The organism is Chitinophaga ginsengisoli, from assembly GCF_003014595.1.
Classification (GTDB): Bacteria; Bacteroidota; Bacteroidia; order Chitinophagales; family Chitinophagaceae; genus Chitinophaga; species Chitinophaga ginsengisoli.
The window spans coordinates 653,567-665,807 of sequence record NZ_PYGK01000002.1 but is presented as its reverse complement, the minus strand read 5'-3'; the positions used below and the strand labels follow the sequence as shown (position 1 = coordinate 665,807).

Sequence of the window (12,241 nt, the reverse complement as noted above, 5' to 3'; positions counted from 1 at the left end):
TACCATTCATACTGCTACATTAGATCTTTTTTAATGACAATAAGATGGACAGGAGGAGGAGATCAGTCCTGGAGAGATGGTTTCTGAGCGTATCGATCGCTTTATAGACAAGTTTATAAGTACTGGAAACGGAGAGTTGCATTAGTTCGGCTATCTCCTCATATTCCATTTCCTCGTAATAACGTAAGTGGATAATTTCCCTTTGCCGTGGCGACATCTTTTCCAATGCCGTGGCGAGGTTCTTACGTATTTTCTCCAGCCGTTCACGACTGATCAGCGTTTGGTCATAGCCCAGTTCCTGGCTCCAGTCAAGTCCCTGTTCCAGTACTGTAAAATTATATTTGCGCTGTTGAACATCAAGTTTACGAAGCAATACCCGGCGGAAAGCCTTATATAAATAATTCTTAACTGATTCCGTTTCTTTTATGTTGTTCCTGTTCTTCCAGAGCTTAATAAACAGATCCTGTAATGCATCTTCAATAAGATGGTCATCCTGTGAAAACTTATGACCATAATTAAAAAGGGGGGTATAGTACTCGTCAAATATCACTTTCAGGGAAGATTCATCTCCGTAACGGAAAGCATTCCATATGACATTGTCCTCCCTCATTAATTTTGGCTGATCTGTTTTGTTTACTGCGAATGTGGTAAAAATGTTTTACATTTCAAATATCCATCCACCAGGGCACGGAACTTTCAGCCCTTTATACAGCAAAATATTTCCGGAAATAGTGATACTCAGAGAATTAATGTCATTTTTACAATTGATTGGCTTGTGACCAGGGGATTGTTATCAGGTGGGAGAGAGGGGAAATGATTTACTGCCGGGCCATAGTATGTACATCCCGGCAGTAAACACAATTATTTAGCTGTTGCATTCATTTTCTGGTCATATTCTTTTTGCAGATCTTCCAGGTTTTGATCATATCCTTTTCTGTCCAGGAAGGCCGCCGGGTTATAGGCGTCGTCTGGCTGATGTTTTTTATGAAGGTCAAACTGGCTGGCATGTGATGCTACCCATAGGTCGAAGCTGAGGCTTTTCATGGCCTTCAGGGTATATGCATAGTCGCTGGCTATTGTTGGATAAGCCGGTATATCAACAAAGCTGCTATCTGTAATAATGGTCGGCATATTTGCGATCAGGACCTTATAGGAACGCTGATCATCCTTTACATCAAAAAGAAAGCTACAGGAGCCTTTTGTGTGCCCGGGATGATGCAGCATGGTAATCTGCATATCACCCAGTTTGATCACATCCTTATCATGTAGGATACGGTCTATTTTCACTGGCTGGAAAAGCATGGTATCATGGCCGCCCATAGCATAATCAGACCTGCCTCCATCCCTGACCACGGCCGAGTCGCCGGCATCTACCATAAATTTGGCGCCTGTCATCTTTTTGATGGCAGCCATGGCGCCCATATGATCGAAGTGGGCTTGGGAGGTGAGGAGTATCTTCGTGTCTGACAGTTTAAAACCCAATGCTTCAATATTAGCCTTGATCATTGGGGCAGAAGCTGCAAGACCGGTATTGATAAGTATATTCCCTTTGGGCGTAGTAATGAGATAACTACAGAGGTCATATGTTCCTACATAATACAGGTTTCCGGCTATCCTGAATGGCTGGTATGCGGCAGACCATTCGGGTTTGTTGAGATTGGGTTCATGTACCTGCTGGGCATTGGCCATCAGCGTGGAAAATGAAAGGGCGGTGGCGAGGAGGGTGTTTTTCAGTGAGATCTTTGGCATTTGATAGAATTGTAGGCAGCAAAGATATTTCATCCATTAATAAGGCGGAGTTTTTTATCTTGCTATCGTTTTACAACTATCTCAAAACCTTATATGAAATTGTTATCCTGCCTTCTCTTTATTTTCCCTGTATTCCTGTATGCCCAACCGCGCAATGACTGGAGCGCATTTTCCAGGGTCATAAAAGCTACTGATATCGCGGGTAAAAAATTCAAACTGGAAGCCGCTGTCAAAGTACAGCTTATAGACTCAACAGCAGAAGCGGAATTATGGGCTCGTGTTGATAAAACGAATAAGAAAATGGGCTTTTTCTACAACATGACTGATAAGCCCATTCGCTCCAACAACTGGGCGGTGTATACTATAAATGGCAAAATTGATAAAGATGCTGCTTACCTGGTGATTGGTGGCCTCTTTTCACGGCGTGGTATTTTTTATTTTGATCATTTCCGCTTATGGGTAGAGAGGGCTAAAAATCAATTTGAAGAAATACCCCTTCCTAACGGTGATTTTGAAGAGGACTCCTTGCAAAACTGGAGCTTTTTTAAGAATCCAGGCTTTAAGATGGCCCAGACAAATGATACAGCTTTTCATGGCAATAAGTCTATTAAAGTAGATGGCTCCGCATTTAAAGCAAGGCCCACATTTGGTACAAACGACAGCGTCGGCCAATATGCACTGGTAAACGGCATAACAATTTATTATGAGTTGTACGGAGAGGGGGAACCGCTGCTCTTACTGCACGGGAATTCAGCGTCGATCAATTCGTTTAAATTACAGATACCGGAGCTTTCTAAGAAATACAAAGTAATTGCTGTAGATACACGTGGACAAGGGAAATCAGGTGATGATGGCAAAACATACACTTACGATCTGTTTGCAGCCGATATGAACGCATTGCTGGATTATCTGCATATCGACAGTGCAAATATCGTTGGCTGGAGTGATGGAGGGAATACAGGCCTGATCATGGCAATGAAGTATCCTGCCAAAGTAAAGAAGCTGGCGACAATGGGCGCCAATGTTTTTATAGATAAAACAGTTGTCGTGAAATTGGTGTTCAAAGTGATAGACCAGCAGTTGAAGGAATTAAAGAATGATACTACCGCATGGGCAAAGAACAGGATACGGCTGATCAATATGCTGTTAACTGAACCCAGGTATTCTTTTGATGATTTAAAGACTATTCATTGTCCGGTACTGGTAATGGCTGGTGAGAATGACCTCATAAAGCCAGGACATACCAGACAGATCGCGGAACATATAACTGGAAGTACACTACTGATTGCACCTAAGGAAACGCACGATTATCCGACGGAGAATGCGGCATCCTTCAATAAGGCGGTACTTGACTTTTTTGGAAGGCCATAGGAGGGGCTGGCAGGCGTCTTTTATTTACCATTAATTAGTAGCTTTACTTCAAAGTAGATGCAGCGATGAGGGAAGCCAGCGGGAATGTATACTCATTGTTGATAAACAGCATTAAAGGTGAGAACGATAAAATTTCATAAAACAGAGTGTGGCGTCGATTTTTTACTGAATGTACTGACCGACGGAAGGCTAAAGGACAGCTACCTTAATTCCGATGTTTATAATGCCGACTTTTTCGAAATCCTGTTCTTTAAGAAGGCGAAGGGTACATTAATACTAAACCAGCAGAAGATCAATATTACAGACAATTCTATTGTCTTTATTTCTCCTTTTCAGAAGCGGCAATGGATGTTGCCACCAGACAACCTGGATTTTACCGCTCTCATTTTCCAGGAAGATTTTCTGAATGATTTTTTCGCTGATAAATTATTTACCTATCGCTTATTATATTTTTATCAATTGGAATATGCCCTCAATATTATCGTAACTGAGGAGGAGATGCAAAAGGCCTGTGAGATATTAAGGGAGATCAAGTCAGAACTGGTTGAAACAAAAACGGATAGTGTTCATATTATACGTTCCTTGCTGTATTATCTGTTGCAGAAGCTAAACAGGAAATATGCCAATAAACATAACCTGTCACTTGATAAGCCGGAGAATAACTATGCTTACCAGTTCAAAAAGATGCTGGAGATTCATATTAAGGAGAAACAGCGGATCAACGGTTATACAGACATGTTGGGCATCAGCAGAATATCACTCAATAAAGCTGTCAAAGCACAATTTAACGTGACAGCAACTGATCTGTTAAAACAGCGCCTGCTTTTCGAAATAAAGAACTACCTTATTCATTCCGGGCTCACAGTGGCCCAGATAGCTTATGAACTGAATTTTCCCGAACCCAATCACCTCATGCGTTTCTTCAAGACACAAACAGGGCTTACCACTACTGAATTTCTGACGAACCATGCCGGTTATCAAAATGGTATCATTTCCTAGGGTTTTGATAGAGATAGCATTTTGTTGTTTACCTAGCTTTGTGGAATAATAAAAAGAATTAATCATGGCTATAAACGCAAGTATTCAATTAATAAGAAACGCAGCATTGGTTATCAATTATGCAGGTAAGAAAATATTGGTAGACCCGATGCTGGGGCCTAAAGATGCATATGACTCCTTTACCGGAGCAGCAAGGAACCCGATGGTCGATTTGCCATTGCCTGTTGAAGACATTACTAAAGATATCGACCTGGTGCTGGTAACCCATACTCATCGTGACCACTTTGATCCTTATGCCAGTGAGGCTTTGGATAAGTCTGTCAAACTGATCAATCAGCCAGCTGATGACGCGTACTTCAAAAATGAAAAGTTTATCAATGCAGAAACTGTAGAGGATAGCACCGCTTGGAATGGTATAACTATTTACAGAACCGGTGGAGAACATGGAAGTGGTGAAGTCCTGAAACTAATGGGTACTGTTTCTGGTTTTGTATTGAAAGCAGCAGGACAACCTACTATATATATAGTGGGTGATAGCATCTGGATGCCCTTGGTAGCGGAGAGTATCGAGAGATTTAAACCTGATTATATTGTAATCAACTCAGGAGGTGCAATATGGCCAGGATATGAGGCAACACCAATCCTGATGGAGGAAAACCAGACAATACAATTGATAAAGGAAAGCGGCAACGCAAAGATTATTGCCGTTCACATGGAGGCTTTAGATCATTGCCATACCACAAGAGCTTCTCTCCGGCAGAAAGCCAACGAATTTAATGTCGGAGCCGATAAACTGATCATTCCGGCAAATGGTGAAACGGTTGTACTATAGAAAACTGCTGATAGATTTGATGTGTATAGGAGGCACATCAAATCTATTACAACAGGGTAGCTGCGTGTATATAGATTGCCATTCATAACAAATTAGGTTCTCGCGTCAGGATAAGTTGGTGGTTCTTGTTCTAAGATATACATAGTCTCTCTAATGGTGCTTAAAATACGTCCACCGGATAAATAAAAGCAGCGGAAGGTTTCATACGTTTGGGTTATATTAACTTATCAATACTGTCCCTTATGTTAAAAAACTATACCAGGCTAGCCTGGCGGAATTTCCGCAAATATCCATTGTTCTCATTTATCAATGTAGCAGGATTGGCTATTGGGCTGACCTGTGTGTTACTGGTGGTGTTGTTTGTGAAAAATGAGCTGAGCTTCGATTCCTTTCACGAAAAGGGATCGAAGCTGTATAGTATTACCACTACCATCACTGATAGAAATGGCGTAACAACAACCGGCAGTGGATCTGGACAGGTGCAAGGCCCTGCCTTTAAAGAGGCGATCCCTGAAATAGTGGATTATGTGCGTTTCTGGAATGTAGGAGGCTTTAATATTATCGGGGATGAAAAGGCCTTCCAGGTGCAGGGGCTATTTGCGGATAGTAGCTTCTTTAAGCTATTTTCATTTCCTTTGTTGTATGGTAATCCTGCTTCTGCATTGACAGACCCTCATTCCATTGTATTGTCAGAACAGACCGCCCTGAAATATTTCGGAAGAACGGATGTAGTAGGGGAAACTTTAAAAATAGAGGAACAGGGGATGCAGACACTTACCGTAACGGCAGTGGCGAAAAACATACCTTCAAATTCTTCCATTCGTTTTGAGGTGGTACTGCCTTTCAGGTTTTTGGAAAAATTCTTTAAAGATGGCAGTTGGTTGAATCAATACCTCAGCACCTTTGTCTTACTGCATCCAAAGGCAGATGCAAAGAAGGTAGCGCAGAAGTTTGCAGGTATATTCCAGGCTAAAGCAGCAGGTGAACTAAAGGAGGCCGGACGGCGGGAGGATATTTCCACAAAAATTTCGTTTGGTCTGGAAGTATTTACTGATATGCATCTTAACGAGGGTGCAGTGCAAAGCGAAGCTGGTATATATGATGGAAGTCTGCATACTACCCTGTACCTATTAGCTGGTATAGCCGCATTTATTTTGCTGATGGCTTGTATCAATTTTGTGAACCTGACTATCGCGCATTCCCTGCAAAGAGCCAAGGAAATTGGTATCAGAAAGGTGAACGGTAGTAATAGGTGGCAGATCATCAGCCAGTTTCTGATAGAAGCAGCTCTATTATGTATAGCGGCTTTTCTGCTCGCAATTGTATGCAGTAAATTGTTGTTGCCGGCAGTCAATTCATTCACCGGCCGTCATATTGAATTGCACCTTATAAAGGACGCGAAGATATGGATGGTGGAACTCGGTATTCTTGCAATAAGCGTTATCATGACGGGATTATACCCGGCCTTCGTTCTGTCAGGGTTTAATGCAGTAGCAGTACTGTATGGTAAGCAAAAAACACGTGCAGGAAGAGGATGGTTAGGCAAAGGCCTGGTGGTTTTCCAGTTCACACTGGCTATTGGTTTTGTTACAGGTTCTCTGATATATTATCTGCAGATGACTTTTATTGGGAATAAGGCACTGGGTTATAATCCCTCAGGTATCATCGACATTAAACTTCCGCCACAGCGTAATCCTGATCAATTGGTACCGCTTTTCCGTACAGCACTGACAGCATTGCCTTCTGTGGTACAGGTAGCAGGCTTCAATTCATGGGGAGATAATAACGTGGTAAAAGTAAATGACAGGACCATCTTCAGCCATAAGGTAAGGGGAGATGAGTTTTATCTGCCTGATTTAGGGATCTCACTACAGCAGGGAAGGAATTTCTCTCCTGCATTTGGTGCAGATTCTTCACGGTCGGTTATCGTCAACGAAACATTTGTGAAACAGACAGGATGGAAGAATCCTCTTGGGCAACAAGTGAAACTGATCGGCGAATGGGGTGGTGATATGAATATGACAGTCGTGGGCGTTATGAAAGATTACCACTATAATTCGCTGAAAGAAAAGATTGGTCCTGCCGTACTGGTGATGAAGAATTATGAACATTTGCTCGTTAAAACCAAACAGGGTAGGGGTGCCGAGGCATTGGCGGCTATAGAAGGGATATATAAAAAGTACCTGCCGGATAGTCCTTTTCAGTTTAGTTTTATAGATGACGATATCGCTCGTCAGTATCGGGACGATAAGCATTGGCAGCAGATCATTGCATATGTTACAATATTGTCTGTTTTCATCTGTTGTCTGGGATTGTTTGGCTTGTCTTATTTAGCCGCCCGTCAGCGTACGAAGGAAATAGGCATACGTAAGGTGTTGGGAGCCGGAGTGGCTGGTATTGCAGGTTTATTGTCCAAAGATTTCCTGCAGCTTGTAATCATTGCTTTTCTGATCGCTTCACCGCTAAGCTTCTTTGTAATGAATCACTGGCTGGACGGCTTTGCTTACCGTATTGACGTCAGCTGGTGGATCTTCCTGGTAGCGGGAGCTATCGCAACATGTATCGCAATGGTCACTATCAGTTTCCAGACGATAAGAGCAGCAATGGCAAATCCTGTACAGTCTTTGCGGAGTGAATAAAGCTCAAAATCTACCTGTTTACAGGTATCTGAAATAGCCGGAATATATATTACTTTTGGCCAATTGTAGGTGAACGATTAACATAAGAAACATGAAGCCAATTGGTAGTATACATTCCGGTATTATAGGCCTCTTTTCTGCTGTCATCCTTCTTGTTACAGGTAACTGCAGCCAGGCGCAGTCAGTAATAACTCCTGGTCAGAACGTGCTCGATAAAAAATGGATCAAAAGCGGTACCTATGAAATGAGCTGTTTTGTTAACTCAGGAGGCAGCGGATTGCATCAAAACAACAACGGTGTACGACGACGAAGGGCACTTCGAGTTTACCAGCCTGATGCCCGGAGATTATTTACTGTATACTGAGTTTGTATACGTGTATAAGGGCACCAGAACGGAAGTAGTCGGCTATACGGATACTTATATCAACGGCATATTCCAGGGCACAAGTGCCAATACAAAATCTTATGATGTTGCAGTCAACGTCGGAGCAACCATTAAGAAGGTAGTCACGATTAAATCTGACGGCGATAAAATAGAGGTAAAACTAAAGCAGATATAGCACAGGGGAAATATCATTGCCTGTGTCCTTTTTCCGGTACAGGCGCATGGTCATAGCTCAACACATTTTTCATCTTCCATACGCCATTGTTTAAGAGCCAGAGGTGTGTAAACTTCGCTATTCCATCTGCCTGTGCCGGTTTGCCGGCCTCCAGAATATAAAATATATGTTCACCTGAAAGTATGGCCCCATATATCGCGCCAGCCTTTTTCATGGGAAACACCTTAAAGCTCCCTGAAACTGCTTCTCTTTTTAGATGGACAGTACTATTGCTACATAGGTTCACACTGAATGTATGTACCAGGGCAGACAGGCCAATGGTAGGGCCGCCATTGTCATGATAGAACTCCACATCTTCTGTAAAGAAGGATCCCATTTTTACGGTGTCACATTTGTTGAAAGCGTCCCAGAAAAGACTATCCTGACGTACAATGGTAGCGGATAGTTCCTGGTTAGTTTGTGCAAAAGACAGCTGGCAGATGGCGATGAACAGCAATGTCAGGTATGTTTTCATTGTTTGGGATTTATATTGGTATATTGATAATGGGATTGTGGTATTGATTAAAGATAATAAAGGCTGAGAATAAAAATAGAAGAAATCGGGAAGGAACCGGTTTAATCGATAAATGCTAAAGATATCTTATGTATCTTTCGCCGATTAACAGTAAACAATAACCCTAATGACCAACTCAGAGAAGATCCAACAGTTCAGGCAACTCTATACTGCTACTAATGCATTGTACACCAATCTCGAAGAAGACCTTTCACAGATACATAACGAGCGGGATGTAGATCAGATCGTCTCCAACATAGATAAGATGATCTCCCTGTTGCCCATCAGCTTCCCCAAGGGGGGAATGCAATCTACCAGTGCCTCCGTTTTGCTCATCAATCCTGACGATCCTGCAGATGTACCAGCTGAAAAAGTAGTAAAGAAAAACGGAATGACCTCGTATATATTGCCGGAAGATACTATAGTAGTGTATGAAAACACGCTGCTGATTGTGCTGGAAGACAGGAAGTTCCGGACCTGGAACTATGCTACAATATTAGGTAACAGCGGGAAATACAAGTCGTTGATGTTGGCCCAGGCGAAAAAATGTATGACGCTTTTTCCCGATAAAGGGCATTGGCAATCATGGGAGGAAGACATGATGGTATTATATGCTAATCAGATAGGTTGGTATGCTTTTGAAGAAGAAGAGGATGTTACACTGCTGGAGGAAGCATTGCAAACATTAGAGCGTGGCTACAGGCTTTCAAACAGGGACGCGAATAAATATATAAAGGACGCTAAGGTGCGCTTACTCCTGAAGCTGAACCGGCCGGATGAGGCTTATGCTATCGTGTCTGAAGTGCTGTCAGGAGACCCAGCCTATGCCGATTTTCAGGACTTGAAAAAGGATAAAGAATATATACGCTGGAATAAAGCGGAAACACAACGGAAAAAGGAAGCGCATAAGGCCTATCTCCAATCTGTGAAAGATGAGAAAGCAAGGGTGACAGATCAGTTCATCTATCCTGATCATCCATTGGTTAAGCAACATGCGGCTATACTAAATACAATCAAACAACGGATGGCGGAGATCCGGTTGGAAACGATTTATCATAAGCAACAAGAGAATGAAACGGTCACGGAAGACTTTGAGTTGCGTAAATGGTCATTGGACGAGTTGGACGCATTTGAAGTCACAAATGGCTTCGTCTTGCCCGGTGAGTATAAAGTATATCTCATGGAGATTGGCAGCGGTGGCGATGTCTATTTCCAGATGGATGAAGTGCCGGGGATTGATGCCTACGATGATGAAGTGATTGATCAGATAAAAAGACCTTTCCCTATAACGTCGGCTAAGATCCATGATGTAGGGGATGGTGTCATGGCCTGGGTATACCCTGACGATGAGGAATGGGAAGACACTTTTGACGGTAATATGGAAGCGCTTTTCGGACTGCCGGATAATGCGGAAATAACAGATGGTTGCCTGCCTATTGGCTACTCCTGGGGACAGAATGAATTATTCCTCATAGCGAACGGTGAGTTTGAAGGAGAGGTATGGTCGGATACATTACAATATGGCGCAGAAGCCAGAGGCTGTTTTGGGGCAGCTTCTGAGAAGCGGTTGAAGTTCCTGGAATTTATAGCCGGGAGTGTACACGCTACGTTGGTAGGCTATGATGAGGCTCCGAAGGATGGAGATTGGCTTTAGATTATAGACCAAAACCGTCTCATGAAAGTCATGAGACGGTTTTTTCTTGTTTATCAACATCAGTCTCAGAGAGACCTCATTATATCTTTTAAATGATCACTGTACTATCCCGGCCAACAGGTGGAAGCCAGAATTTCAGTTCCTTCATACGGAGGTTATCACTCATGTAGTCTCTCATCCATTCCCTGTCCCTGGTCAGTCCCGTAAAATCGGAGGCCTGGTTAAATAAAGAGTAGCGCCAACGATAGTGATCATAGACAGCCATGATATTTACCGCATATTGAGTTGCCAATGATGCATCCTGAATGACAAGGAGGTTTTCATCGTTTGTCCTGCTGGCCTTTGGCCCGAAGTTATGAGAGCCGGTTATAACGTATGGCTTTTCACCGAAAGGATCAATCACCAATACTTTGCTGTGGATGGTAACCAATCCGGCACTGATTTCTTTATACCAGAAAGAAAAGGCTTCCGACACGTTTTTCGGCAAAATGGCATCCCAGTCAGTCTCAACTTTCTGTCCTTTATGAAAGAATATAAGTGGGTTGCCACTTGATGCTCCGGGATCCTGATTGATGATGCCATGTATGAAGAGAGATTTCTTCCTGCTTTGCAGGTCCTGTATGTAGTTAAAGAAGGTATTGTTTGGCCCGGGATTAAACATGAGAAATAGGATGCTGTGTTTAGCGTCCTCCATAATACTCTCAACATCTTCCAGGTCTTTAAAATCAGAGGTAGGAGAGAACCAGACTCTCGAATCATCATTTCCAAAGGGTCTGGCCGAACTATTGTGTTCGTACAATGCGTCACCGTATTCATTTTTATCTTCCTCAACATCTCTTTTTAAAGCCGTCCATTCATCCAGGTAAATTTGTGCCAGTGCAGGATCCTCGATGAGGATTCCATTGTTTACCTGGGCAAACATGCCTCCGGGAGTGATATTGGTGCTTCCGCTCCATACCTTCAGGGGATGTCCGTTTTTACTGATAACAATGAATTTATTGTGAGCAAAATGTTTTTGTGTGACATCAACTATACGATCGTAGACATCTACATGGTGTTGTTTAATGAGCGCTCTTGAATCAGCATTTTTGTCCTCTCCTTTCTTTTTGGCAGCTCCATTGGCCAGAATGATGTGTGCACGATTCCCTATCTGACACAGCTTATCCAGGAAATCCTGTTGGTGTAACTCATAGAATGCAGCATTAATAGTCAACGTATTGTCGACGATTACCTGGTCGAGTAGCCCGAACAGGCGGTTATCCAGAAAGCCACCGAGAAAATCTCTGATCCTGTTATTCTTACCCTCAATAATTGCTTTTAACGTTTTGCCTGGCAGTTCATCGGCAAAAATCTCCCTCATCCGGGAAAAGAATTGTGAAGACACTACACCACGATTAAAGTAAGCATGATATCGGGATGCATTACCCTGTAAGTCAACACCGGTATCTGCATGTATGTAAGGAGTCCACTCGGATGCATTCCTGCGGTCTTTTTTCAGTCTGGTGCCATCATATAAAATCGGCACGATGCTGTATCGCGCTTTATCTCCATGGCTGATAGAGAAATCTGTCCATGTAAAACGTTGGATCGGCCATTCGGTACTGGGCCTTTGTTCCCCATTTTTGAATGGTTCTCCTGCAAATCCCACTCTGTTGGGCAATGCGTCTGCCTCTGCTTCTGTCTCATCATTTAGTTGACGGTATACTGCAAAACCAACGCAATCCTTAATAGGCCTTGAATAGTGCCAGGCAATGATCACCTGGTCATTATTCGCATAGGCTTTTACTTCAGGTTTAGGAACCTGAACGCTGGCCTCTGGCCCAAGGTCCGGTACGAGACTGATTTTCTTTGACATGACAGATAGTTAAGGTTAAGACTTAGAAC

General features: G+C 42.9%; 10 protein-coding genes. 6 read left to right on the top strand and 4 right to left on the bottom strand.

Annotated elements, in window-relative coordinates; translation table 11 throughout:
• Positions 1 to 19: 19 nt before the first annotated feature.
• Positions 20 to 610: an RNA polymerase sigma factor gene (locus CLV42_RS07240; RefSeq protein ID WP_106601222.1), complete on the bottom strand. Its 591-nt coding sequence runs from the start codon at positions 608 to 610 to the stop codon at positions 20 to 22.
• A gap of 251 nt (positions 611 to 861) precedes the next feature.
• A complete protein-coding gene (gene bla / locus CLV42_RS07235; RefSeq protein WP_106601221.1) occupies positions 862 to 1,749 on the bottom strand; it encodes a subclass B3 metallo-beta-lactamase in 888 nt (295 codons plus the stop codon).
• Between the two features lie 93 nt (positions 1,750 to 1,842).
• Between bla and CLV42_RS07230 the strand changes: the two genes are divergently transcribed.
• From CLV42_RS07230 to CLV42_RS07210, 5 genes are all read left to right on the top strand, one after another.
• Positions 1,843 to 3,120, top strand: coding sequence for an alpha/beta fold hydrolase (locus tag CLV42_RS07230; protein ID WP_106601220.1), 1,278 nt, complete (start codon positions 1,843 to 1,845; stop codon positions 3,118 to 3,120).
• Between the two features lie 117 nt (positions 3,121 to 3,237).
• On the top strand, positions 3,238 to 4,119 hold the full coding sequence (locus CLV42_RS07225) for an AraC family transcriptional regulator (RefSeq protein WP_106601219.1): 882 nt from the start codon (positions 3,238 to 3,240) through the stop codon (positions 4,117 to 4,119).
• A 64-nt stretch (positions 4,120 to 4,183) separates the two neighbouring features.
• A complete protein-coding gene (locus tag CLV42_RS07220; RefSeq protein ID WP_106601218.1) occupies positions 4,184 to 4,951 on the top strand; it encodes an MBL fold metallo-hydrolase in 768 nt (255 codons plus the stop codon).
• 242 nt (positions 4,952 to 5,193) lie between these two features.
• Positions 5,194 to 7,590, top strand: a complete 2,397-nt coding sequence (locus CLV42_RS07215; protein WP_106601217.1) for an ABC transporter permease — start codon at positions 5,194 to 5,196, stop codon at positions 7,588 to 7,590.
• A gap of 254 nt (positions 7,591 to 7,844) precedes the next feature.
• The gene (locus CLV42_RS07210) at positions 7,845 to 8,150 is read left to right on the top strand and encodes a hypothetical protein (RefSeq protein WP_146154330.1); all 306 of its coding nucleotides are present in this window, start codon (positions 7,845 to 7,847) and stop codon (positions 8,148 to 8,150) included.
• A gap of 13 nt (positions 8,151 to 8,163) precedes the next feature.
• On the opposite strand, the gene CLV42_RS07205 is transcribed toward CLV42_RS07210, so the two are convergent.
• The gene (locus CLV42_RS07205) at positions 8,164 to 8,664 is read right to left on the bottom strand and encodes a nuclear transport factor 2 family protein (protein WP_106601215.1); all 501 of its coding nucleotides are present in this window, start codon (positions 8,662 to 8,664) and stop codon (positions 8,164 to 8,166) included.
• Positions 8,665 to 8,830: 166 nt separating this feature from the next.
• On the opposite strand from CLV42_RS07205, the gene CLV42_RS07200 reads away from it, so the two are divergent.
• Positions 8,831 to 10,357 (top strand): SMI1/KNR4 family protein, encoded by a 1,527-nt coding sequence (locus tag CLV42_RS07200; protein WP_106601214.1) that lies wholly within the window; start codon positions 8,831 to 8,833, stop codon positions 10,355 to 10,357.
• Positions 10,358 to 10,445: 88 nt separating this feature from the next.
• On the opposite strand, the gene CLV42_RS07195 is transcribed toward CLV42_RS07200, so the two are convergent.
• Positions 10,446 to 12,212 carry a phospholipase D-like domain-containing protein gene (locus CLV42_RS07195; RefSeq protein WP_106601213.1) on the bottom strand — a complete coding sequence of 589 codons (1,767 nt, stop codon included), beginning with the start codon at positions 12,210 to 12,212 and terminating at the stop codon, positions 10,446 to 10,448.
• Between the last annotated feature and the right edge of the window lie 29 nt (positions 12,213 to 12,241).

Coding starts and splice junctions, on each gene's coding strand:
- CLV42_RS07220 (WP_106601218.1), top strand. CDS start 4,184: ATGGCTATAAACGCAAGTATTCAATTAATAAGAAACGCAGCATTGGTT.
- CLV42_RS07195 (WP_106601213.1), bottom strand. CDS start 12,212: ATGTCAAAGAAAATCAGTCTCGTACCGGACCTTGGGCCAGAGGCCAGC.
- CLV42_RS07200 (WP_106601214.1), top strand. CDS start 8,831: ATGACCAACTCAGAGAAGATCCAACAGTTCAGGCAACTCTATACTGCT.
- bla (WP_106601221.1), bottom strand. CDS start 1,749: ATGCCAAAGATCTCACTGAAAAACACCCTCCTCGCCACCGCCCTTTCA.
- CLV42_RS07240 (WP_106601222.1), bottom strand. CDS start 610: ATGAGGGAGGACAATGTCATATGGAATGCTTTCCGTTACGGAGATGAA.
- CLV42_RS07215 (WP_106601217.1), top strand. CDS start 5,194: ATGTTAAAAAACTATACCAGGCTAGCCTGGCGGAATTTCCGCAAATAT.
- CLV42_RS07230 (WP_106601220.1), top strand. CDS start 1,843: ATGAAATTGTTATCCTGCCTTCTCTTTATTTTCCCTGTATTCCTGTAT.
- CLV42_RS07205 (WP_106601215.1), bottom strand. CDS start 8,664: ATGAAAACATACCTGACATTGCTGTTCATCGCCATCTGCCAGCTGTCT.